Genomic DNA, 24,779 nt, shown 5'->3' on the forward strand with positions numbered 1-24,779 from the left:
TGGATGGCCGCGTGCAGGCAATGCAATCAAACCTTTGAAGTCGCTGCGGAGGACCTTGCTTTTTATGACAGTATTTCGCCAAGTTTTGCTGGGAAAAAATATCCTATTCCGGCTCCAAAAATGTGTCCGCAATGTCGTCTTCAGCGGCGGATGGCGTTTAGGAATGAACGCAAGCTTTACACACGGAAAAGTGATTTGAGTGGACGGAGTATTATCAGCAATTATTCTCCTGATAAGCCTCATAAGATATATGACCAGGATGAATGGTGGTCTGACGCATGGGACCCGCTCGGTTATGGACGAGATTTTGATTTTAGTAGAACCTTTAATGAGCAGTTTAGGGGATTGGTGGAGACCGTGCCTCAGGTCTCTCTCGTCAATAAAAGTGGTGAGAACAGTTATTATACTAATTTTGCAATTTTTGTACGCAATTGTTATCTCGTATTTGGAGCGGGCAATGATGAGGACTGTATGTATGGAAAGTACATTGTGGACAGCAAAGACTGCGTGGACAATTTGGCCATTTACTCCTGTGAACTCTGTTATGAGGGGGTTGCCTCCGAAGGCTGCTATCAATGCCGGTACTTTTTGAATTCTCGAAATTGTAGCGACTGTTTGATGGTGGATTCCTGCCTTTCATGTAAAAACTGTATCGCCTGCTTTGGCTTGGTCTCAAAGGAATATTATTATTTGAATACCTTTGTTGGGAAGGAGCGTTTTGAAGAGTTGAAAAAGGAATATGAATATTTAACGGCTAAAAAAGTGGCCTTTTTGCGGGAGCAGTTGGATGTGCTGAAGGGCCCTTTGCCCCACCGACAAGCGCAAACTTACGGGTGTGAGAATTGCACGGGAGACAATGTCTACAACTCTAAAAACTGCCACCATGTTTTTGATGCCAAGGAATGCGAAGATTCTAAATATTTAAACTTTTCCCCAAAAACAAAGAATTCTTATGACATTATTTTTTGCGCTCCCGACGGAGTAGAGTTTTCTTACAATTTGTGCTCTGTGTTGAGTTTGAAAAACGCAATGAGTAATTATTTGGTTTGGAATGGCAGTGACATTTATTATTCTCTCTCCTGCCACAGCTGCAATTCCATCTTTGGCTGCGTGGGCCTCCACAATAAACAGTACTGCATTTTTAATAAGCAGTATTCAAAAGAGGAGTATGAAATTTTGGTCGGCCGCATTATTGAACACATGCAAAAAACAGGAGAATGGGGAGAGTTTTTTGACTATTCCGTTTCGCCTTTTGGCTACAATGAGACGGTGGCGGAGGAGTACTTTCCCCTGAATAAAGATCAAGTGCTGGCTTTGGATGCCAAGTGGCATGAAGAGTGTGACGAACAAATAGATGGAGCGCCTGTAGATGAAATTCCGGAGGATATTCGGTCTGTGGATGATGAAATTCTAAAAAAAGTACTCCACTGTGAAGTGAGCGGACGCCCTTATAAAATCACGCCCCAAGAGTTGAAATTTTATAGAAACATGAAATTGCCGTTACCACGGCGCCACCACGATGAACGGCATTTGAATCGCATCGCGCTACACAATCCCTACACCCTTTTTGACCGGTCTTGTGGAAAGTGTGGCAAAGCTATCCAGACTACTTACACTGAGCTTAGGGCAAAAGTGGTGTACTGCGAGGCCTGTTATTTGGCTAAGGTTTACTAATTTGCTAAAATCACTTCATGCAGAGCTGTAAGCAGTGTCAAAACCCTTTTGAAGTCACCCCCACCGAGCGTGAATTCCTTAAAAAAGTGGCTCCAGTTATTGGCGAGCGGCGCTTTGAGATCCCGGAACCCTCCCTTTGCGCTGATTGTCGGCGACAAAGACGATATGCGATTCGAAACGACAGAATTCTTTACAAACGGAAATGTGATAAGACCGGTAAGCCGATTGTTTCCGTACACCACGCTGATAAGCCCTTCCCCGTCTACGCCCTGGATGTGTGGTGGAGTGATGCGTACGATCCCCTGAGCTATGGTCGGGATTTCGACTTTTCCAGGACCTTTTTTGATCAGTTTCATGAGCTATCGACCGCGGTTCCTCGGGCGGCATGCATTGTTGTGAATTCCGAGAACTGTGACTACACGGCCTTTACTTTACAGTCTCGCAACTGTTTTCTTTCTTCTCGCTTGGCCGACACGGAAGATATTTATTACACTTACTTGGCGCTCAAGAGTCGTTCTTGCTTTGACGGGTATAACTTAGCCGAGTGTGAACTTTGTTACGAGTGCATCGATTGCCGCAAATGCTATCGGTGTTTTTACACGGAAAATTCCAGAGGCTCTTTTAACCTCTTGTTTTGTGCCGATATGTCCGGCTGCAACGACTGTTTTGGCTGTGTGGGTTTGGTGCAAAAAAAATATCATTTCTTCAATCAGGCCCTTTCAAAAGAAGAGTATGAGAAACGAGTTCAGGAATGGTGGGATGGTTCTCATGAGGCGTTTGTGAAATGCCGGGCTGCTTTTGAAGCTTTTAGGAAAACCGTTCCGGTTCGTGCAACGGTGGTCCTCAACTCTGAGTATGTGCAAGGAAGTCATATTTTTGACAGTAAGAATGTGAACAATTCCTTTGATATCGTGGGCTGCGAAGATGTCCTTGATTGCACTCAAACTGAGTTTAGCAAAGACTGTATGGATACCGATTTTGCTTATGAAGTCGAGCTTCTGTACGAAGTGCTTTCAGGTGGGAAAAGCTCCAGAAGCCTTTTTTCTTTCGCTTTGGTTGGTGGCAGCAGTGAGACGATCTATTCCTGTTATTGCAGTAACGGTAACCAAAACCTTTTTGGGTGCATCGGTATGAAGGGCAGCAAGTATTGCATTTTCAATAAACAGTATTCAAAAGAGGAGTATGAGATTTTGGTGCCGCGCATCATTGAGCACATGCAAAAGACCGGAGAATGGGGTGAGTTTTTCCCGGTGGAGCATTCCACAATGGCCTACAACGAGTCTGTGGCACAAGAACGGTTCCCTCTCACGAAAGAAGAAGTCTTGCAGCGAGGGTGGAGTTGGTACGATGCTCCTGAAAGTGCGGCGGCCCAGGCTGAGGGAGACAATGTGCTCACCTGTGAAGTGAGTGGCCGAGCTTTCCGTTTGATCCCTCAGGAACTCAAATTCTACAAAGAGATGAACTTACCTTTGCCCACGAAGTGTCCAGATGAACGCCATGCCGACCGTTTGGCAAAACGCACCCCTTATCGCTTACGCCCTACCCGGTGCCGGAAATGTTCCACGGAGATATTGACCGACATCCCCACGGATGAAAAAATGATTTATTGTGAAGCTTGTTATTTAGCCGAAATCTACTGATTTTTTATGCCCGATATTCATCTCACCTGCCGCCTCACAGGAAAACCTTTTACGGTTAGTGAGTGGGAGCAAGAACATCTTAAAAAATTTGATGCCCCTTTGCCGGATTTGTGCCCGGAGGAAAGACATCGCAAACGACTTTCCCATCGCAATGAACGACGGCTTTATAAGAGAAATTGCTCCATGACGGGGGAGCCTGTAATTTCCGTGTTTTCGCCTGATAAAGATTTGCTCGTTTACCGCACGGAGGCATGGAGAGGGGATGCCTGGGATGGACGCGATTATGGGATCGACTATGATTTCTCGAAACCTTTTTTTGAACAATTTGCGGCGTTGCAACGCATGGTGCCTCACATGGCACTATTGAATGTGAATGGAGAGAATAGCGAGTATTGCAACATTACAACTGGGAATAAAAATTGTTATCTGGTCTTTGGTGGTGACTTTTGTGAAGACTGTAGATATTCGGTCTTTAGTATGCACTGCCGAGATGTCTCTGATGTGTATTGGGTGAATGGTTCGGAGCTCGTTTATGACACCTTAGACTCTGAGAATTGTTATAATATACGCTACTCTCAAAAGGCTTTTGGATGCAGGGATAGCAGTTTTTTGTTTGAGTGTCGCAATTGTGAAAACTGCTTCGGATGTGTGGGTTTGGTTGGAAAGAAATATCATATTTTCAACAAACCTTATCCCCCTGAAGAGTACAAAGAAAAGATCAAAGCCATGCGTTTGGACACCTGGAGTGGGGTAGAGAATATGCGAAAAGAATTTACTGAGTTCAAACTACAATTTCCTCATCGTTATGTGAAAATTATAAATAGTGAACACTGCACGGGTGATGACATTTCCGGAGCTAAGAACTGCGAGAATTGTTTTGGTATTTATGGGCCTGCGGAAGATTTGAAGGATATCTTTTTAGGGGGCTGGGGACTCAATGATTCCGCAAGCTCCGACCATATCGGTCATAAGGCTGAGCTTTTCTACGAAATGTTGGGCTCTATTGATGGTTCTCATTGTGCTTTCTGTACATTTTCTTGGAGTTCTCAAGACACTTTTTATTGTAACTTTGTTCTCAACTCCCACGACCTCTTTGGCTGCAGTAATTTGAAGCGGGCGGAGTACTGCATCCTCAATAAGCAGTACAGCAAAGAAGATTATTTCGCTTTGCGGGGACGGATTGTGGAGCACATGAAATCTACCGGTGAATGGGGGCAATTTTTCCCTGCAAAAAACTCCCTTTTTGCTTACAACGAGACAGTGGCTCAAGATTATTTCCCTCTCACAAAGGAGGCGGCTTTGGCTCAGGGATTGCGGTGGTTTGATGAAGAGAAACGGGCACTCACCCCCAACGATTTACCTGACTCTATCCATGACATTACGGATGAAATTTTGAGCAAAACCCTGGTCTGTGAAAAAACTGGGCGACCTTACAAAATCATTCCAAGCGAGCTCAAGCTTTATCGTCAGATGGAAATCCCTATTCCACGGTATGCCCCCGAAACACGCAATGAAATCCGTATTGCTTCCCGAAATCCCATTCAAACATGGACCAGGCAATGCGCAAAATGTGCGAAACCCATTGAAACCACTTATGCCCCCGATCGCCCCGAAAAAGTGTACTGTGAGGCCTGTTATTTAGCCGAAATCTACTGATGCAGAAAGTATGTAAAAAGTGCAGCGGGCCGTTTGAAATCACTCTTGAGGATGAAGTGTTTTTGAAGAAATTTGAAGTGCCTGCGCCTTCCCTTTGTCCCGAGTGTCGTAACCAAAGACGATGGACCTTTCGCAATGATCGGAACTTTTATAAGCGGGATTGTGACTTGTGCCATGCCGTCATGATTAGTATTTATTCAAAAGAAAAACCTTTTCCTGTTTACTGCAAAGACTGCTATCTCAGTGACGCCTTCGATCCTTTGAAGTACGGCGTTGATTATGACCCCACTCGATCTTTTTTTGAACAATTTGGTGAGATGCGGGCTCGAGTTCCCCGCATGGCCAGTTACCAAACCCAAAGTGAGAATTCCGACTACACCGTGCACAGTGCTAAAAACAGAAACTGCTACATGGGGAACTCTTTCCGTGAGTGCGAGGATGTTTTTTATTCTGATTTTGCTCAGTTTTCAAAGGACAGCATGGATCTTTATATGTGCAGTAATGTGGAACAATGCTACGACTGCACGGATAGCGACCAATGTTACCATTCCATTCACTTGGAGAATTGCATGAGCACGAATTTTTCTTGTCTTTGTTTTGATTGCCGCAGCAGCAGCAACTTGATTGCCTGCGTTGGGCTCCGAAGAAAAGAATTCATGGTCTTGAATAAACCTGTTAGTAAAGAGGAATTTGAACAGACTTGGACCCGCTTCAATACAGATCCCACTTTCCGTAAAGATTTGGAGGAAAAATATAAGCAACTGCGCCTAGAAACTCCCGTAAAAAGTTTTTGGGAGAAGAATAGTGAGAATTGCAGTGGGAATTACATCGTGAATTCCAAGAATGCTCAGCACTGTTATAACAGCCGCAGCGTTGAGGATTCTCGTTATAATTTTGATGTGATTGATGTGAAAGATGCGATGGATATCACTCGCGCCGCGGGTGGTGAATTTTTGTACGAAGTTCATGCCATGATCGATCTTTTCTTCAGTAAATTTTGTAACCTTTGCTACCAGTCGAGCGAGCTTGAATACTGTGACAACTGCCAGGCTAGCAAAAAGAGTTTTGGCTGCATGAGCCTTAAGGGGCACAGCAACTGCATCCTCAACAAACACTATTCTCCGGAGGACTATGAAAAGCTCCGTGATCAAATAAAAGCGCAAATGTTGGCCGATTCCGAGTATGGCGAATTTTTTCCGTCTTCTCTCTCGGTTTTTGCCTACAATGAAAGTAAGGCTCGGGACTTTTTCCCGCTGACTCGTGAGCAAGCACTCGCTCAAGGTTACCAATGGCGTGATCCGGAGGAAGCGGCCCGCCCCGTGCAGGGTGCTCAAGTCTCCGCAGACATTTTGGCGTGCGAAGGCTGTGGTAAAAATTATCGCATCATCCCTCAAGAGCTCGCGTTCTATCGCAAAATGGGGCTGCCCCTTCCTCACTTTTGTTTTGACTGTCGTCACCTCAAACGAGTGGCGCTTCAAAATCCTCAACGGCTCTACTCGCGCGCGTGCGCAAAATGCTCGGCTCCCTTTGAAACCACCTACGCCCCCGACCGTCCCGAAAAAGTGTACTGCGAAAAGTGCTACTTGGAGACCGTGGGCTAGAGGGGTGCCAGGATTTTCACTGCGCCACAAAGGCCGTGGCTCCGAGCCACGCCAGGTTAAAAATGGCCCGTTGAGTGCGTGCGTACACGGCGGACTCAATGTGCATTCCCATCCGTTCATCCGGATTTAAGGACATTATGGCGACCTTGTTTTCGTAGATGGAAATTTGGTTTTCAAAATTGAATTCTTTTGGATTCACAAAGAGAATTTCCACCAATTCCTGCGGATATTTTTTGGGGTAGAAGCGTTTTACGAATTGCCGTGCCTGCTCTGTGGAAGGCGAAAGTAAGCGCACCTTGATGTGATTTTTGACGAGTTTCTCCGTATAAGTGGGGAGATAATCGGGGAGGAGCTCACCCAGGGCCTCCAGGTTGGTGTAACCCAACACCTCCGATTTTGCCTCGAGCGTTTGCTCAAAAATGGTCTTGATACCCTCCAGTCCTTCGTACGAGCGGATGATGGGCTTAAAAGCCAGCGCATTGGTGATGGAGAGCAGCTCGGGAAGGAGCTTTTTTGCGCTTTGATACTGCGTTTCCATTTGGTTCACCAAGACTTGGGGGGGCTCCGCTACAAAAAACTTCACTTTGCCCTTAAAATTGGCGGTCACAAGGCCGTGTTTTCGTAGGTTTTCCAAGACATAATAACAGTTTACGCGCGGGATTTTTGCTTGGCTCGCGATGGTGCTTGCAAAAGAACCCCCAAGCTCCAAAACCGTGAGGTAAACCTGAGCTTCCTCCTCCGAAAGGCCGAATTCTTGGAGTTTTTCCTGCAGCAATTGGCTTTGTTGTAAAATAATTTCTACAACTAATCTAACCTGTAATTTACTATTTTTCAAGCTAAAATTATTATTGAACTTACAGTTGTGATAGGATTGAAGCTAATCAAAATTTATGGCAAACATCGACGACTTTCAAAAATTGGACATTCGCGTGGGCCGCGTGCTGGCCGCCGAACCCTTCCCCGAGGCACGCAAGCCTGCCTACAAGCTCACCATCGATTTCGGCGGCGAAGTGGGCACAAAAAAATCTTCCGTCCAAATCACCAAGCACTATGCCCGGGAAGAACTCGTGGGACGACTGGTGCTCGGCGTGGTCAATTTTCCTCCTCGCCAAATCGGCCCCTTTGTTTCCGAAGTGCTCACCCTGGGCCTCCCGGACAGCGATGGCGAAGTGGTCTTGACTCAACCTGAACGGGATGTACCCGTGGGTGGACGATTGTTTTAATATGACACCCGATACCCCTATCGCCATTATTGGACTTGGACATCTTGGCAGCAGTATTGCAAAACGGCTCATTAGAAATGGACACAAGAAACTTGTTGCTACTCGACGAAATGAAAACGAACTCCAAGCACCTAAAGATCTGAGTCCACATTTAGTCCTGACGACCGACAATGAAATGGCCGTGAAAAATGCTGCCGTGATTATATTGGCGACTAAAGAAGCAAGCTTTGAGGACTTTGCAGCTGCCATTAAAGCCGGCCGACAAGGGAAGCTCTTAATCAGTCTTGGTCCGACCTTCAAACTGAACAAGCTCGATGAACTATTTGGTGGGCACAATGTTCGCTTGATCACTCCGGTAGACGCTAGAAATGATGTTATTTGTTACTCAACGGATTCTTTTTGTTCTGATGAAGACGAAAAAGTTCTCCACTATATTTTTGGAGAGTGTATTCAAAAAGTCCCCGAAGAAGAGATGCCTCTCGCAACGGCTTTCGTGCTTTTCAGAGGAGTACTCAATTCATTCCTCGATCCCTTCATTCGGGTTGCCGCTCAAGAGGGACTTGATGCACAAAGCTCACAGAAAATAATGGGGGAAATGCTTATTTCTTGTGGTGAGGAGCTTAGGGATGGAATCTCCTCTGAGAAGCGCCTTGAAAATGCGAGTGGTGGCTTTAATGAAAAGAGCTTCACCATGCGGCTTTACAAAGAGCTGGAGCCAGCTCAAGTGCTTTTAAAAGACCTGTTTGAGAAGGTTTGTAAACAATTTAAGAATCTATGACTCCGATCACAAAAACTTGTACGGTCAGCGGAAAACCCTTCATCATCTCTGATGAGGATCAAGCCTACTACACAAAGATTGGCGTCCCCATGCCTTCGCTATGTCCCAAAGAACGGCAACGACGACGCCTCAGCTTTCGGAATGAGCGCAATCTTTATCATCGCAAATGCGATCTTACGGGACACCAAATTATTTCCAACTATTCACCGGATAAGATGTTTAAGGTTTATGAGAAAGACTCCTGGTGGTCTGACGCCTGGGATCCATTGAGTTATGGAAGGCCTTACGATTTTTCCAGATCTTTTTTCGACCAGTTTCATGAGCTACAACTCGTGGTTCCTCGCATCAATCTTTTTTCAAAGGGAGGTGAGAATGTTGCTTATACAAATCATGCTACTTACAACAAGGACTGCTATCTTCTTTTTAACGCCACACATTGTGAAGGGGTTCATTACTCGACAAATTATGTCCTCAACTGCAAGAACTGTGTCGACTGTTACTCCATCGACCGTTGTGAACTTTTGTACAATAGTGTTTTTTGTGAACAATGCTTTTCATCCACCGACTTGGTGAGTTCCAAGAATTGCTCTGAAAGTGCTTTTCTTTATGACTGTAGAAATTGCCAAAACTGTTTCATGTCTTATGGCCTAAGAAACAAGAAGTTTTGTATTGGGAATAAACAATACTCTGAAGGTGAGTATCGGGAACAAATGAAGAAATATGATCTTGGAAGTTATAAAGTCTATAATGAATTAAAAGAAGAGTTTCGTAAAATGTTGAGGGATTCTGCTGTCCATCGCTTTGCGATTATAGATTTGAGTGAAGACTGCTCCGGAGACTATATTTTTGAGTCTCAAAATACAAAGGAGTCCTTTTACGCGATCAAATGCAAAGATTCCAAGTTCATTTATGACGGCTACGAGAACATTGACTGTTATGATGTTTATGAAAGTGCGCTTCAATGTGAAAGGCAGTATGAATGTTACGCCTGTAATTACACAAAATATTCCTACGGCTCACATGTGTCTCACGAGAGCTATAATCTCTACTACAGTGATCACTGTTTCAACTCAAATGACTTATTTGGATGTATCGGTTTAAAGAAAAAAACCTACTGCATTTTGAACAAACAGTATTCCAAAGAAGAGTATCTTGAACTTTTCCCTCGCATCGTTGAACACATGAAACAAACCGGAGAGTGGGGAGAGTTTCACCCTTCGACACTTTCTCCTTTTGCCTACAATGAATCTGTTGCGCAAGATTTCCTACCTCTTTCCAAGGAAGAAGTTTTAAGTCGAGGACTTGTTTGGAAGGAAAAGTTGGACGATGGTGCGGCTTATGCGGGACCCGTGATATCCATCCCAGACAATATTAAAGATGTTGAACCCAGTATTTGTGAGGCTATCTTGCAATGTGATGTCACCGGAAAATATTTCAAAATCATTCCACAAGAGCTAGCGTTCTATAAACAGCTTGGCCTTCCCATCCCTCGCCAGTGCTTTGAAGAACGCCACAAGGGCCGCACGCAATTCAGGAATCCACGGATTTTGTGGGACCGCACCTGCATGCACTGTAACGCTCCCATCAAAACCACTTACTCTCCGGAAAGACCCGAGAAAGTCTACTGCGAAGCCTGTTACTTAAAAACCGTTTATTGATGGCACCACTTACTAAAAACTGTGCGGCGAGCGGAAAATCTTTCGTTATCTCCGATGAAAATCAAGCTTTTTATGCAAAGATGGGCTTACCCTTGCCCACCCTGTGCCCGGAAGAACGGAGGCGAAGAAGGTTTTCTCACCGCAATGAACGAAACCTTTATCACCGCAAATGCGATCTTTCAGGGAAGAGCATTATTTCTAATTTTGCACCTGATGGGGACTATAGTGTTTATGAGCACGGGGAGTGGTGGAGTGATCAATGGGATGCTAAAACTTATGGACAGGATTTTGATTTCAACCGTCCATTTTTTGAGCAGTTTGAGGGTCTGAGCAAGAAAGTTCCTAAACTGGCCATGTCCGTTTGGAACTCGGAAAATAGCAGTTACTGCAACTATGTTGGGAATGTGAAAGACTCGTATTTGATCTTTGGATCGGTCTACAGCGAAAAGTGTTTTTACGGCTCGCCTTACTACTCTTTTGACTGCTTGGATACCCTGGTTGTGCGCGAGTGTGAGCACTGTTACGAGTGTGTGGACTCTCGAAAACTATACGAGTGTTTCTACTGCCAAGACTGCCACAGTTCGCGAAATTTGATCTATTGTTATGACCTCCAAGCTTGCAGCGATTGCATTGCTTGTGCAGGCCTGCGGAACAAGCAGTACTGCATTTTTAATGAGCAACTCAGCAAAGAAGAGTATGAGAAACGAAAATCTGAATTTAAATTGTGGGATCCAAAAATTCAAACGCTTTTAAAGGCCAAACTTGCGGCACTCAAACTTCAAATCCCACATCGCTATATGCAGAGTCGACAGGTAGAAAATGTGAGTGGAAACTATGTTTTCCAATCTAAAAATATCGAGAATTCTTACTTCACTGATCGGGCGGAAGACTGTGCTTATTGTATGCAAGTGGTGGACTTAAAGGATTGTTATGATAATAATTTCACCGAGGAGAATGAACTGTGTTACGAGTACCTTGGCGCCTACCAAAATCAAAAGCTGCTTTTCTCAAAGTTCTGCAATAAAGTTTTCGAAAGTGCTTACTGCAACAGTTGTTTCAATTCTCATCACCTTTTTGCTTGTGATGGAATCCGCAATTCGTCTTATTGTATTTTCAATAAACAGTATACAAAAGAGGACTATGAGGCTTTGGTGCCAAAAATAATTGAGCACATGGGAAAGACCGGCGAATGGGGCGAGTTCTTCCCTGTTACTGGTTCTCCTTTTGGCTACAATGAGACCGTGGCCAATGAGTACTTCCCTCTTTCAAAAGAAGAAGCTTTAGCTCAGGGCTACCATTGGAAAGAGGACGACGAAAGCAATAGCTATCACGGTCCGATAACGGAGTTCTCTGAAAACATTGAAGAAGTGGGTGATGATATTTTACAAAAAATTCTGACCTGCGAAGTAAGCGGCAACTTGTACAAATTGATTCCACAGGAGTTGGAATTCTACCGCCGAATGAAGTTGCCCATTCCCAAGCGAGCCCCCAATGAACGACATAAAGACCGCTTGGCTATGCGAAATCCACAGACCCTTTGGCCCAGGAATTGTGAAGGATGTACGATGGCTATAGAAAGCACCTACGCCCCCGAACGACCGGAAAAGGTGTATTGCGAGGCGTGTTATTTAAAGATGGTGTATTAAAAAACTTCGGACTGAATGATAAGCCACTCATCTTCAGTGGGGAGATCGTCAAACTTTAATTTAGCTAAAGCCTTAGCGTCTTTCTCTAGCTGTTTCTCTGAGAATTCTTTTTTCATTGTGAATGGAATCATGGAATGCCATTAATTCCTTAGAATAATATCTTAAATCCTCTCCCACATCCAGTTGAAGAGGGTGAGGAGAGATTCGTGTAGGTATTTTTCACGGATCTTGATACCCACTTCTTTTTTAGGATCGTAGCTGTTTAGGATGATGTAGTCGTTCACCAAAATGATGTCCGACAAAAAAGAGCTTTCCTTCGCAATTTCCTTGATTTGATGATTGGGATTTTTGACCTGACTTTTGTACCAATCTGTGGTGGGGCCGGCGACTAAAATTTCACGGATGTTGGCCTTGCTTTGGGCGGTGGCTTGCAAAAAATCCTTCACCAGATTTTTGAGGCGCTCATTTGGAATAGCGATTTGAGGGTTGAAGAAAGCATTGAAATCCCCACTGATCAAGGTTTGAGAGAGTTGCTGATATACGGCTTCCATGGATTCAAATGTAGAAATTTCAAAAGCTCCGAAGTCCTGTTTCTTGGGTAAAAGCTCTTTCAAATGAGTTTGAAGCAAGCGCGTGGCACTATGAACTTCTTCAAACTGCTCACGAGCACGACCTTCCAAGACTTTAGCCACCATTTCTGGAGGTAAACAGTTGAAGTAACTGGTGGACCCACGCTTTTTGCGAGTTACGATCCCAAAATGAACCAAGGCGTCCAAAGCAGCGTACACGGTAGTCCTTTTGACTTGCAGTTGTTTGGCCACTACGCTGGCGATGCCCTCCCCTCGTTCAAACAAGTGAAGAAACACTTTTTGCTCCATGGAGTTGAGACCGCAGGTTTGAAGTAGATTGTGGAGCATGGTTGATGTGGCTATCCGCCTTGTTGTCAAAATTATTTTGACAATATTAGCTTAACATTAACGGGTTAAGCTTGCAAGTCATGTTGCTGGACTATTGTTAATTTATGACAAAAGGCTTAGTATTCGTTCTTGTAACAACCCTTATGGAAACTCTCCAAAAAACCTGTACGCACTGCCAAAAGAACTTCGATCTGGATGAAAAGGATCAGGCCTTCTACAGAGAAATGGGTGTGCCCCACCCCACGCAGTGTCCGAACTGCCGTGAACAACGCCGCTTGGCCTGGCGCAATGAACGCACTCTATATTTGAGGAAATGTGACCTCACGGGTGAGCCCACTTTGTCGGTTTTTTCTGAAGATAAGCCTTACAAGGTCTACAAAAACGAGCACTGGTATTCGGACAAATGGAACGCCATGAACTACGGGCAGGATTTTGACTTCACTCGGCCTTTCTTTGAACAATTTAATGAACTGCTACGGAAAGTTCCGCAACTGGCGCTTTCATCCACCGGAAACCAGAACTCCGACTACATCAACCAAGCGGGCTGGTGCAAAGATTGCTATTTGATTTTTGAGGCTGATTACAATGATAAATGCATGTATTCCACGCATATTGGAGACTCGCGGGACTGCATGGATACCTTGCAAGTGATGAAGTCCGAACTTTGTTATGAATGCATCGATTGCCAGAATTGTTATGGTTTGCGTTTTGGGCAAGACTGTATGAACTGCTCCGATTCTTGGTTCCTTAAAAATTGTATTGGCTGCAGCGATTGTTTTGGCTGCGTGAATTTGAGAAATAAAAAATATTGCATCTACAATCAACAATATTCACGCGAGGAATACTTGCAGAAATTGGCCGGATTTGACCTGCAAAACTTGGCTAGCTTACAAAAAATAGGGGAGGACTTCTCAAAATATGCCGTCCAGTTCCCTTGCAAAAATTACCATGGCACCCAGAATGAAGGGTCGGAGGGTGACTACCTCTATAATACTCAAAATTGCCGCGATTGTTTCGATGTCTACAATGCGCAAGATTGTCGTTTTGTGACGGAGTCGCGCAATGTGAAAAAGGTCTATGATATGACCGTTTTCGGTTCGCAAAAGGGTGTTGAGTTTTGTTATGAATGTCATGAAATTGGCGAGAGTGTTCGTAACATTTATTTTTCTGACCAGGTTTGGGAAGGCTGTTACGACATTTATTACAGCAAACTCTGCATGCAAAATTCTCATAATTTGTTTGGCTGCGTGGGGCTGCGTAAGGCCACCTACTGCATTTTGAATAAACAGTATTCGAAAGAAGAGTATGAAGCGCTGATGCCACGCATCGTTGAACACATGAAAAAGACTGGCGAGTGGGGCGAGTTTTTTCCGGCGAGTATGAGTCCATTTGCTTACAATGAAACCTTGGCGCAACAGTACTACCCCCTCAGTAAAGAAGAGGCCGAGAACTCTGGCTATGACTGGAAAGAAGAGGTCAAAAACCCTGTGGTGGAGGGGATCCCAATCTGTAAAGACTGTGGAAAAAACTTCAAAATCGTGACCCAAGAACAAGAGTTTTACAAAAAAATGAAGTTGCCTGAGCCCACGACTTGTTCCGAGTGCCGCCATAAAAACCGCTTCTCAAAGCGGAACCCACGAAAACTGTGGGAACGGAACTGTGAAGAGTGTCAGCTTACCGTTCAAAGTTCCTACGCCCCCGAACGCCCGGAAAAGGTGTATTGCGAAGCGTGTTATTTAAAACTCGTCTATTAACCTGTCCTCCAGGTTGCTCTTTCTGGCATTTTTTGCTATAATGGGGTATTGGTAAAACAAATATGGACTTTCTTCAGGTCGTTCTCGAGCAAGGTACACCAGACAATCCAAAAAAAGAGCATGTGTTTCTCCAGTTTTTGGAGAACTTGCACAACAGTATCCATCATAATCATTTGTCGCTGGAGCTTTTTGGGTACAACCAGTACACCTACTTTTTCATCAGTTGTGATCCGGCCATCACCAAGCTCATTGAGGGCTTGATTTATTCGACCTTCCCCAACTGTGAGATTAAGCCGGTGAAGGACTATACGACCTTTTATGATCCCAAAAAGCAGTTTTTGGTGGGGACGCGAGCGGGTTTTGAGCTCAGCGATATTTACCCCATCAAGACCTACGATGAATTTGAAGGAGATTCGCTCAGCGGACTCTTTTCCGTGGTTTCAAAAATCGGACGAGAAGATCAAGCCTGGGTTCAAATTTTGATGAATCCGCGACATGAGGACTGGAAATACCATTTTGGACGACGATGGAAAATGCGTCTGAATAATATTGCACGAAAATTCCGTCTTAAAAACTATGTGCGCCTCAAGGATAAGCAGGCTTTTTATCATGAGGAAAATGAGGCCTTCATCCACAAAAGTGAACACCATCCCTTTGAAGTGGAAGTGCGATTTGGGTCAGTGGCGGGAAGCGCGGATGAAGCAAAGAATAATCTGCTCGCATTGGTGAAGTCGTTCTTCCAATTCAATAAAACCGACTACAACGGATTTAAACTGGAAAAACTTAAAACCGGGGATGCCTTTTTGCGAGATTATCGACATCGACACATCAAGGCTCCCATGATGGTGAGCGCCCATGAGCTGGCTACGCTGTACCACTTCCCCAACTCCGACCATGTGCCGCATGTGGTGCATATTTTGGCTAAGAAACACGAGCCCCCAAAAAATCTACCAACGGACCGCGCTCAAGATATTTCTTTCTTCGGGACCACCAATTATCACAATACTTATCAAGAATTTGGGATCAAACGGGAAGACCGCCGTCGACATTTGTACGCGGTTGGGAAGAGTGGTACCGGTAAATCAAAGATGCTGGAGCTTTTGATTAAAAGTGACATTTTGGCCGGGAAAGGAGTGGGCGTGCTCGATCCACACGGAGACCTTGTGGACAATATTTTGCGCTTTGTGCCGGAACACCGCATGAAGGATGTGATCTACTTCGATCCCGGTGACACGGAGTTCCCCATCGCCTTCAATCCGCTCGAAAAAGTGGATGAAAAATTTAAGATGCAAATCACGATTGGATTTATTGATATTTTTAAGAAACTCTTCGGTTCCAACTGGTCCAACCGTTTGGAGCATGTGCTGCGCTACACCACACTGGCTCTGCTGGACTCGCCGAACACCACGGTGCTTTCGATCATGAAGATGCTTTCCGATAAAAACTACCGTCAGAAAATTATTGCGCGCATTGAAGACTCGGTGGTGAAGAATTTTTGGGTGAATGAATTTGCCGGATGGAGTGAAAAATTCGATGCGGAGGCCATCACGCCGTTGCTCAATAAAGTGGGTCAGCTGGTGTCCACCAATATGATTCGAAACATCATCGGACAGCCCAAAAACACCTTCCAAATTCGGGATGTGATGGACAATGAAAAAATCCTGCTCATGAAGGTTTCCAAGGGGCTTTTGGGACAAGAAAACTCCGCTCTGCTTGGGTCCATGATCATCACTAAGATTTATCAAGCGGCCATGGCCCGCGCCGATATGCGGGAGGAAGATCGAAAAGATTTCTACTTCTATGTGGATGAGTTCCAAAACTTTGCCACCGATACTTTTGCGGAAATTCTATCAGAAGCCCGTAAGTACCGCCTCTGTTTGACCATCGCCCATCAGTATGTGGGTCAGCTGGATGAGGTGGTACGAAAAACGGTGTTTGGTAATGTGGGGTCCATGATCAGTTTCCGTGTGGGTGCTGAAGATGCTTCCATTTTGGCGGAAGAATACACGCCTATTTTCGGAGTGCGAGACATCATCAACTTGGGGGTTCGTGAATTCTATTTGAAGATGTCGATTGACGGAGAGCTTACGGAAGCTTTTTCCGGAAAAACGCTTGGAATCGACTACAGCAAAATAGATTACAGCCGAGATATCATCAATCTTTCCCGTGCCGCCTACTGCCAGCCGAGAGAGGCTGTAGAAACCATGCTACAAAAATGGGACGAAGGCACCACTGATGAACCGCTCGCCGTGAGCGCCAGCACCGTCATTCAAGAAACAGAGGATTTTGAAATGCCTTTGATCTAGTTTGAACTTCCTCAGGTCAGAATTTTGTCCAGTTCTCCAGCCGCGAGGGCTTCTTTGATTTCCATCGCGATGCGTTCTCCGTAGCTCATGGGGCGACCCCACAAGTAGCTTGTGTAGGGAGTGAAACGCGTGCCTGGGGAACCGGGAATGCGCATAGAAACATCAAAAATCACAAATTCTTCCCGCCCATTTTCCGCTGCGACTGCTCCTTGCAGTGCGAAGGGTCCGATGATGCCGGGTTTGGCATGTTCCTGTGTGGCTTTAACGAATTTTTCACCAATATCGAAAGCTTTTTCGAGCAGAGATTCCTTCATCGTCACGGAAACATGTCCGGTTTCCACCATGCTGGGTTGGTAGTGCGAGCTGAGCAGTTGATTTTGGACATCGGCATTGAGGCGCAGGAATCCATCCAGACTGGTCTGGCGACGCATATCCGTTCCCATGAGTTCAAGTTCGCCTGTGCGTGGGGAATAGAAGAAATTAAGGTTCACTTGCGCCCCAATAATGAACTCTTCGATCACCGCTTTATCGAGTCCTTCTTGAGTGATTTTGCCACTCACGATCATCTCCTTAGATTTATTGTGAAAGTCACCAGCACTCACGGCCACGAAGAAAGCTCTTTCATAACTACGAATGGCTTCGTTCACTTTCACGATGACTGGACCTCCTTTATTTATGACGAAATGGTCATCTAAAACTTTATCCAGTGCTTCCCCGGTTACGGTTGAATCCCCCGTACGAATGATCTTCGGAATTCTTATCCCCGCTTTCTCGAGCAAGAAATATTGATTGTTGGGTTGGTCTCTTTCCTCGAGTCGTACGAGGTGGCGAGTCCCATAAATCGGTACGATGAAGTCGTTTTCTATAGCGTTCCAGTCGCAGTAGACCCAAAAGTATCGATTGTGGATGAAAATGGTATTGAGGGAGCGCAGTTCTTCTTGCACCTCGGGCTTCACGATGTCGGCGAATTTGTCGAGTGTGATGAGGTGATCCACGCAGCCTTTGCCCCCCTCGCGCGTGCGATAATATTTTTCGTAGGTCTTCTCACGGCCTTTTTGGGCGACTACGAGGGTTTGGAACCCTAGTTTTTTCGCTCCTTCACAAACTTCTAGCGCGCTATGGCCACCGAGCACACCGATGGTGATTTGATTGAGATTGTAGCCTTTGAGGATTTTAGCGAGGTTCTTCATACACCTATCATACAGAGATCATCTAGAATTCCAAGCTTTCCAGGATTAACTCCAACTGTGTTGAAGTTCCTATCCATGACTTATAGATCAGGTAGATATTGTCTTTGTCTTCGATTAAATAGTTTTCGGCCGTATAGTGTCCAAACTCAGAATAATATGTGATTTTAGTGTAGTTTTTTCCTCCTCTTTCAAATTCCCCTTGCTCAAATTGTTCCTGATCGGAAAATTTTGTAACTGCTTCTTCCATCGTTGTATCGCTGTAGGCATGAATCCTAAAGTAGCCAGGGTTATCGCCAGCTCCATCTTTTGTAATATCATAAGTGTCTAAGATTAAGGATTGCCCCTGATCGATCACCACCAACCCTTCAGGCACAGCAAAAGAAAGGTCGTATTCCTCCCAAGTGTATTTTTGTATTTCTGGAACGGATTCTGGTTCAGGCTGGGCTGCACAAGCATTGAGTATAAGAGTTGAGCTGAGGAGTAAAATGAAAATATTTTTCATAGGTCTATTTCTTACAGTAATTATCCCAAAATCTCGTCCACGCGTCCACTTTCGATGGCTTGTTTGATTTCACGAGCCAGGCGGCGGCCGGTGGACATGGGTTCTTTGTAGCGGAGTGCGGTGTAGGGGGAACCTTCAATATAAGGATTGGTTCCGGCCACGATTCGGGCGGAAATTTCGAAAACACGGAAGTTCAAATTGGGGTCGATGATGCCTTCCAAACAGAAGGGGCCGTAAAGTCCTTTGGGCACATTTTCGAGGCCACGAGAAGCCTTTACCACGCTTTCCCCCAATTCAAAAAACATGGGAAGCATGGATTCACGAACCACAATGGGAATATTCCCCGTGATGGTGTAACTGGTGCGAATATTGGCGATGAGCTGATCTTTGGCTGCGATGCGTCCGATGGAGTCGGCGTTGGACTCGTAGCGTTTATCGAAACTCATGATTTCTAGTTCGTTGTTCAGTGCGGAATAAAAATAATGCACATACATGGGAACTCCCACCACATATTCTTGAATGGCGTAGTCGTGCTCGCCGGGAAATTCTTTGATGCGTTCGTAAAACTCAGCAGCAGAGTTGGCGATGAAATATCCAAATCCTCCTTTGGCTCCGTGAAACTTGATAATGACGGGGCGGTCTATCTCCTCTGGAGTTTTGAAGACCTTGGGGACATTCACCCCTGCCTTTTTAAGCCAGTCCCGTTCCATGCTGCGGTCGGATTCCCACTGAAGAATTCCTTTAGAGCCGTAGTACAAGGCTTTCATGTTTTGAATAATTTTTTCGGGACCCACATAACTCACAAAAGAGCCGTGTGGAATCACAATGGCGTTTTTTTGTATGAGTTGATCTTCGATAGTGAAGTACTGATCAAAACTTGGGATCTCAATGAGCTCATCCGCCACCGGAAAACTTTCAAAAACTCGCCGAGTTTGCGGCGTGACAATGGCGATGGTCTTGAACCCTTCATCTTTCGCACCCTTGAGTATCTGAAGAGCGGTGTGGCTCCCCAGGGTGGCGATTGCGTAATCTGAAATAGAGGCTGTCATATTTTAGCCATCCTAGCAAAGGAGATGAAATTTGTCGAACTTTTTTGTGGGCTTAGCCTAAAATCCAGATGGAGCTGAGGATGAGGATGCCGAGGACTATGCGGTAGGCGCCGAAGATGCGGAAGGAGTGTTTTTTGAGGAAAGCCATGAGGAAGGAGGCGGCGAAAAAACTTGAGGCGAAGGCGGCGATGAAACCTGCGGCAAGGATGGGGAGAGGGAGGGAAATGCTTTCGGTGTCCAGAGTTTTGAGAAGACCCGCACCCGCGATGGCGATGGAGCCGAGTAAAAAGGAGAATCGAGCGGCTTCTTCGCGGCTGAGACCCAATTGCATTCCCGTGAAAATGGTCGCGCCGCTGCGGGACACGCCGGGGATAATGGCCACCGCCTGACCCAGACCCATGAGCAAGGCCCGCCACCAGGTGAGTTTTTGACTCTTTTTGGGCTCCGGAATGAAAAATAAGGCCCCCACCAGTATCATCATGATGGCCACGGAAGTGGCGCTGCGGAATACTTGATCGATGACATCTTCCAGGAAAAAGCCCACGAGAGCGGCGGGAACGGAGGCTAAAATGAGCCAAGGCCACCACTTTGTGTTGAGCAGATCACGGCGGAAATAAATCAAAATGGCGAGTAAGGTGGCGCCGTGCAGCGCAATATCAAAATCCTTAAGACTGTCCACATGAAGCCCCAATAGAGTTTCGGTAATGATCAAATGCCCGGACGAAGAAATGGGCAGAAATTCGGTGATTCCTTGAATGAGGCCGAGGAGGATGGCTTGGAAAATATTCACGAGTGGTATGCTAGCGCTTTCTAAGTGCTTTGAGAAGGTAAAAGGCGGAGAAAAGTCCAAAGACCGCGTTGAGCCAGAAGAAAATCCAATCCTCTTTTATGAAGCTGAAGGTTGAGATTAAAATACACCCGAGCAAGAATACAGCATTCCTTTTAACGGTGTCTTTAGAAATAAAACCCAGAGCCAGTGCTATGAGGCCCAAAATGAAAAATACCGTCGTGGCATCTTCGAATAGAAAGAGAGACCAAATGAGTAGAGCGAGCCCGGAAACCACAATCAGGTGTGTAGAGATTTTTTCTTTTACATCCAGGAGGGTGAGCACGCTGGAAGCCGCACAGAGAAGCTCCAAAAGAACAAAGAAAAAGGGATTTGCCTCCAGGAAAAATGCCAAGCTTGCGTAGGCCAACATTCCAAAATTACCGATGCCAAAAATCCAGTTCTTGAGAGGCCGTTCGGGCCATGCGGAACCGATCACTAAAATGATGGAACTAATAAGGCCGGTTAGGAAAACGGCGTTGATCATTTCTTATGCTTAACTTGTTTGTTGGATTTGATCGCGTACGCAACGGCGGCCAGCACAATCACAAGAGCTCCAACTCCATAAATGATTCTAAAATCTTGTTCGGAGGTGTCTTCGGGAGTTACCACTCCTGCCCCTAAACTTTCCGTGTCCGATTCCGCCAGAAGGCCGGTGAGGCTGCATATGTAAACTTCAAGCGTACCTTCGAATGAACTGGCGTAGACCATGTATTCTTTGCCTTCTTCAAAGTTAAATCCGCAGTCACCCCCACCCATGCCCGTATGAACTTGTATGGTGCTACCGTCCACCCCCTTCCATGATTCTATAACCTGGAGGGCAACGGCATACCCATCCTTCACTTCTTCAATCTCCAAAACTTTCCCGCTGAATACGGCCTCGGCATTTACCATTTCTTCTTGAGGCGTTCCGGGCATGATGCAACTACACGCATAAGCGGGCTGAACCTGAGCAGTGAAGAGTGCTGAGAAAACGACAGTGGCGAGGAGAAGTTTTTTCATAAGGGGAATTAGGAATACCTGTTTATAATAATTTAGCTAAATCTTTATCGAAAGTCAGAACTTTATGGCTCTGTGAAAAATAGTGAAGACTTTGATCTTGGAACGAAAGCTTCTTATGGGAATTCGCGAGGAAATATCGAATCATCTCTTTTGTGAAATTTTCAGAGCTGAACCATATTTCCACATCACCGGAATTCAAGGCCATTTGAAGAAATTGGTCTGCTATTTTCTTCCCCACATGCAAAGTCAGCACATTCACCACTTCTATTAGAATGTGTTCGGGGATAACAATGGTTTCATGGATTTGATCAAAAATTTGTGAGGCCTTGGAGTGCTGTGAGTCATCGATATTCAAGGCGGCGATCCAAATATTTGCATCCAGAATCAACATTTATTACGAGTAAAGGATTTTATCAATATTTTTACTTAAATTCTTATCTCCAGTATGAGTCTGTAGTTTTAGAAAATCTTTTAAAGTATATTTCCCTTTTTCCTTCTTTGTTCTATAGGGAATGATTCTAAAAATAGGTTTGGAGCTTTTGAATACAATGAATTCAACCCCCTGTAAGGCACGATCAGAAATGGTCTTCATGTTTTGATGGAGTTCCTTGATCCCTACGATTTCAGCACCATCAAAGTCATTCATAAGGTTAGCTTATTGTTCACCTAAAGTTTAACAAAAGTTGACCGATAAGGCAAGTTGACTATTCAGCCTGGCAACCGGGATCAGCACTACCGGCCGTCTTTTCAAATTCTCCGTTTGAATCATCTTCGTAGAAGGCACCCGGTTTGAAGAATGTTTCATAAGCACGGTTAACAATCACTGCGGCTTCGGCACGAGTCAAAGTATTTTCTGGTTTAAAAGGGTATCCATATTCTTCAAAACCTCGGATGATGTTGTAGAAAGAAGCCGTATTAATGGAAATCCATTTCTCACGCAAATCCTCATCTTCCGCCCAATCCATAATATCTTGCAAACTGCCACCGTCCGACTCGGTAATACATTCGTAAGGATTTACCGCATTCATCAGAATGATTGCCGCGTTCACCCTGGAGATGGGTGTATTCGAGTAACGAACAAGTGAATTGGAGCCGTCGTAAGACGAATTGTAGTCAATATCCGGCTCCGTCTTGTCGAAAAGATCTATGATCCAGGCTGTATTCACATATTCGTAGAACCAATCGTCCTCACTCACCCATTGCACGCTACTGGCGTCGTATTTATCCAGGTCGATGCCTGCTGTTTCAGTGACCATTTTTATAAATTCAGCGGTTGTCACCGTACTATCGGGATCGTAACTGTTTGCGCTTTTACCGGACACGATCCCCAACTCATAAATGTCTTTGATGTCTTCGTAAGCCCAATGGTCCGTACTCACATCGGAAAATGGCAAGTCGGAAGCGGCTACTGAGTGAATTTGAAAAAGAAAAAATACAAAAGAAAAAGCTAAAAGGGAGCTTATTTTTCCGAACATGAGAAATTGGTTAAATTGGCTTAAAGCCTAGCCCCCCCCATATAAAACTTCAAGGCTTTTTAGTGCTTAAAACTCCTAATTCCGGTGCAAACCATGGTCATGCCGAGTTCATCGGCTTTTTTGATGACTTCTTCGTCACGAATGGACCCGCCCGGTTGGATGATGGAGTGAATACCGGCGGCGTGAGCCTCTTCCACAGCATCCGGGAAAGGGAAAAAGGCATCGGAGGCCATAACGGACCCGGGAACACGGTCGCCGCCTTTGCGTTTTGCAATGATGACGCTATCTACGCGAGACATTTGTCCGGCTCCGATTCCCGTTGCGCTGCAGCCCCCCTTGCTGTTCTTTTTGGCGAAAACCACGGCGTTGGATTTTACATGTTTCACAAGGATTCGTGCGAAAAGCATTTCTTCAATTTCATCCGGGGTGGGCTCTTGCTGGGTGACGACTTTGAGATCTTTTTCCGTCACAACAAATTGATCGGCGTTCTGTACCAAAATCCCACCGGAAACTGTTTTGATGCTGCGTTGATTGGGGTTGCGGCGGAGCTCCCCGGTCTCCAGTAAACGAAGATTTTGCTTTTGGCTCAGGAGCTCGAGCGCGCCTTTTTCAAAATTTGGACAAATTATAATTTCCACGAAGAGTTTTTTGTCCACAATGTACTGGGCAATTTCTTGGGTGCAGGGGCGATTGAGAGCAATCACGCAACCAAAAGCCGCCATGGGGTCCACCGAGTGGGCCTCAACAAAAGCGTCCGTAATGTTGTCAGCTGTGGCGGCCCCACAAGGGTTTGTGTGCTTTATTACTGCGGCTGCCGGCTTGTCAAAATCTTTGACAAGTTCCAGTGCCCCGTCGGCATCAATGATGTTATTGAATGACAATTCTTTCCCCTGCAAAACCTTGGCATTGGTGACATTTGGGAAGTGATCGGTGGGGTCACGGAAAAAGACCGCCTTTTGGTGAGAATTTTCTCCGTAACGAAGTTTCATTACCTTTTCGTAATGCAAATCGAGCAGCTCCACCGGCTCTCCTTTGGTCCGTAAATATTCCGCAATGGCGTGATCGTAATGGTTGGTTTTTTCAAAAACTTTGATGGCGAGATTGCGGCGAGTCTCTGCGCTTATCCCGCCTTGCTTCAACTCTTCAATGATCAAGGCATAGTCTTTTATGGCGGTAACTGCGGTCACAAATTTGAAGTTCTTGGCGGCGGAGCGAAGCATGGCCGGGCCCCCGATGTCGATTTGCTCAATGGCTTCTTCCTCTGTAATTCCTTCTTTTTCCACGGTCTCGCTGAAGGGGTAGAGGTTGATGATGACCATATCGATGGGCTTGATTCCATTTTTTTCCGCCACTTCGTCATCCTCGCCGCGGCGCATCAAAATGCCGCCGTGCACCAGGGGATGCAGAGTTTTGACGCGGCCACCCATCATTTCCGGGAAGCCGGTATAGTCGGAAACATCGGTTACTTTAATGCCCGCCTCTTTGAGTGCTTTTGCGCTTCCTCCCGTCGATAAAATCTCCGCCCCGTGTTCGATGAGTGCTTCTGCCAGAGGGATCAGGTCCGTTTTGTCGGACACACTGATCAGGGCGCGAGCAATTTTGCGAACTCCAGTGAGAGGATTCATAATGCTGCGTGAGCTTAGCTACTTTGTCATGGCAGGTCAAGCCCCCCTTTGCTCCACGGGTTGCAGCGGAGGATGCGCCAGAGACCTTTGAGGCTGCCACGAATGGCTCCATATTTGCCAATGGCCTCGTGAGTGTAGGCACTGCATGAGGGAGTGAATCGACAAAAACCCCCGGGGAAAATGTGCCGTAGCCAAGAGTGATCCGGGGAGAGGGTCACCTGATAGAGTCGGATGAGGAGTTGAAGGAGGGTCACCAT

22 protein-coding genes are annotated in these 24,779 nt (G+C 45.6%); 8 read left to right on the forward strand and 14 right to left on the reverse strand.

All coding sequences use genetic code 25. From position 1 onward, the window contains the following. Positions 1-3: 3 nt before the first annotated feature. A complete protein-coding gene (locus WC777_01175; protein ID MFA6023814.1) occupies positions 4-1,674 on the forward strand; it encodes a hypothetical protein in 1,671 nt (556 codons plus the stop codon). A gap of 17 nt (positions 1,675-1,691) precedes the next feature. Continuing rightward, positions 1,692-5,741, forward strand: a complete 4,050-nt coding sequence (locus tag WC777_01180) for a hypothetical protein (protein ID MFA6023815.1) — start codon at positions 1,692-1,694, stop codon at positions 5,739-5,741. Between the two features lie 309 nt (positions 5,742-6,050). Here WC777_01180 and WC777_01185 read toward each other — a convergent pair whose 3' ends face one another. Continuing rightward, entirely contained in the window at positions 6,051-7,406 is a 1,356-nt protein-coding gene (locus WC777_01185) for a helix-turn-helix domain-containing protein (protein MFA6023816.1), read from the reverse strand. 55 nt (positions 7,407-7,461) lie between these two features. Here WC777_01185 and WC777_01190 point away from each other — a divergent pair, with 55 nt between their 5' ends. The 4 genes from WC777_01190 to WC777_01205 are packed head-to-tail and all read left to right on the forward strand — an operon-like array spanning position 7,462 to position 11,876. Further along, positions 7,462-7,794, forward strand: coding sequence for a tRNA-binding protein (locus tag WC777_01190; protein MFA6023817.1), 333 nt, complete (start codon positions 7,462-7,464; stop codon positions 7,792-7,794). Position 7,795: 1 nt separating this feature from the next. Then, positions 7,796-9,223 (forward strand): NAD(P)-binding domain-containing protein, encoded by a 1,428-nt coding sequence (locus WC777_01195; protein MFA6023818.1) that lies wholly within the window; start codon positions 7,796-7,798, stop codon positions 9,221-9,223. A gap of 59 nt (positions 9,224-9,282) precedes the next feature. Beyond that, on the forward strand, positions 9,283-10,983 hold the full coding sequence (locus tag WC777_01200; protein MFA6023819.1) for a hypothetical protein: 1,701 nt from the start codon (positions 9,283-9,285) through the stop codon (positions 10,981-10,983). Continuing rightward, positions 10,953-11,876 (forward strand): hypothetical protein, encoded by a 924-nt coding sequence (locus WC777_01205; protein ID MFA6023820.1) that lies wholly within the window; start codon positions 10,953-10,955, stop codon positions 11,874-11,876. The genes WC777_01200 and WC777_01205 overlap by 31 nt, the downstream gene beginning before the upstream one ends. On the opposite strand, the gene WC777_01210 is transcribed toward WC777_01205, so the two are convergent. Both WC777_01210 and WC777_01215 read right to left on the reverse strand, forming a co-directional pair. After that, on the reverse strand, positions 11,873-12,007 hold the full coding sequence (locus WC777_01210; GenBank protein MFA6023821.1) for a hypothetical protein: 135 nt from the start codon (positions 12,005-12,007) through the stop codon (positions 11,873-11,875). The genes WC777_01205 and WC777_01210 overlap by 4 nt on opposite strands. A 30-nt stretch (positions 12,008-12,037) precedes the next feature. Then, positions 12,038-12,793, reverse strand: a complete 756-nt coding sequence (locus WC777_01215) for a helix-turn-helix domain-containing protein (GenBank protein MFA6023822.1) — start codon at positions 12,791-12,793, stop codon at positions 12,038-12,040. 143 nt (positions 12,794-12,936) lie between these two features. Here WC777_01215 and WC777_01220 point away from each other — a divergent pair, with 143 nt between their 5' ends. Continuing rightward, positions 12,937-14,547: a zinc-ribbon domain containing protein gene (locus WC777_01220; protein MFA6023823.1), complete on the forward strand. Its 1,611-nt coding sequence runs from the start codon at positions 12,937-12,939 to the stop codon at positions 14,545-14,547. Between the two features lie 62 nt (positions 14,548-14,609). Continuing rightward, positions 14,610-16,853 carry a type IV secretion system DNA-binding domain-containing protein gene (locus tag WC777_01225; GenBank protein ID MFA6023824.1) on the forward strand — a complete coding sequence of 748 codons (2,244 nt, stop codon included), beginning with the start codon at positions 14,610-14,612 and terminating at the stop codon, positions 16,851-16,853. On the opposite strand, the gene WC777_01230 is transcribed toward WC777_01225, so the two are convergent. The 11 genes from WC777_01230 to yidD are packed head-to-tail and all read right to left on the reverse strand — an operon-like array spanning position 16,850 to position 24,779. Continuing rightward, a complete protein-coding gene (locus WC777_01230) occupies positions 16,850-18,043 on the reverse strand; it encodes a DUF1297 domain-containing protein (GenBank protein MFA6023825.1) in 1,194 nt (397 codons plus the stop codon). The two genes, WC777_01225 and WC777_01230, sit on opposite strands and share 4 nt — an antisense overlap. A 22-nt stretch (positions 18,044-18,065) precedes the next feature. Continuing rightward, on the reverse strand, positions 18,066-18,545 hold the full coding sequence (locus WC777_01235) for a hypothetical protein (GenBank protein MFA6023826.1): 480 nt from the start codon (positions 18,543-18,545) through the stop codon (positions 18,066-18,068). Between the two features lie 20 nt (positions 18,546-18,565). Then, entirely contained in the window at positions 18,566-19,594 is a 1,029-nt protein-coding gene (locus WC777_01240; protein MFA6023827.1) for a formate--phosphoribosylaminoimidazolecarboxamide ligase, read from the reverse strand. A gap of 52 nt (positions 19,595-19,646) precedes the next feature. Beyond that, positions 19,647-20,384 (reverse strand): undecaprenyl-diphosphate phosphatase, encoded by a 738-nt coding sequence (locus WC777_01245; protein ID MFA6023828.1) that lies wholly within the window; start codon positions 20,382-20,384, stop codon positions 19,647-19,649. A gap of 10 nt (positions 20,385-20,394) precedes the next feature. Continuing rightward, entirely contained in the window at positions 20,395-20,907 is a 513-nt protein-coding gene (locus WC777_01250; GenBank protein MFA6023829.1) for a hypothetical protein, read from the reverse strand. After that, positions 20,886-21,422 carry a hypothetical protein gene (locus WC777_01255; protein MFA6023830.1) on the reverse strand — a complete coding sequence of 179 codons (537 nt, stop codon included), beginning with the start codon at positions 21,420-21,422 and terminating at the stop codon, positions 20,886-20,888. The genes WC777_01250 and WC777_01255 overlap by 22 nt, the downstream gene beginning before the upstream one ends. 22 nt (positions 21,423-21,444) lie before the next feature. Further along, a complete protein-coding gene (locus WC777_01260) occupies positions 21,445-21,813 on the reverse strand; it encodes a type II toxin-antitoxin system VapC family toxin (GenBank protein ID MFA6023831.1) in 369 nt (122 codons plus the stop codon). A 3-nt stretch (positions 21,814-21,816) separates the two neighbouring features. Continuing rightward, on the reverse strand, positions 21,817-22,068 hold the full coding sequence (locus WC777_01265; protein ID MFA6023832.1) for a hypothetical protein: 252 nt from the start codon (positions 22,066-22,068) through the stop codon (positions 21,817-21,819). Between the two features lie 58 nt (positions 22,069-22,126). Next, positions 22,127-22,897 carry an S-layer homology domain-containing protein gene (locus tag WC777_01270; GenBank protein MFA6023833.1) on the reverse strand — a complete coding sequence of 257 codons (771 nt, stop codon included), beginning with the start codon at positions 22,895-22,897 and terminating at the stop codon, positions 22,127-22,129. Positions 22,898-22,956: 59 nt separating this feature from the next. Next, positions 22,957-24,522, reverse strand: coding sequence for a bifunctional phosphoribosylaminoimidazolecarboxamide formyltransferase/IMP cyclohydrolase (purH, locus tag WC777_01275; protein ID MFA6023834.1), 1,566 nt, complete (start codon positions 24,520-24,522; stop codon positions 22,957-22,959). Positions 24,523-24,536: 14 nt separating this feature from the next. Beyond that, positions 24,537-24,779 carry a membrane protein insertion efficiency factor YidD gene (gene yidD / locus WC777_01280; GenBank protein ID MFA6023835.1) on the reverse strand — a complete coding sequence of 81 codons (243 nt, stop codon included), beginning with the start codon at positions 24,777-24,779 and terminating at the stop codon, positions 24,537-24,539.

This window comes from Candidatus Gracilibacteria bacterium (assembly GCA_041661045.1).
In the GTDB taxonomy this organism is placed as follows: Bacteria; Patescibacteriota; Gracilibacteria; order UBA1369; family 2-02-FULL-48-14; genus 2-02-FULL-48-14.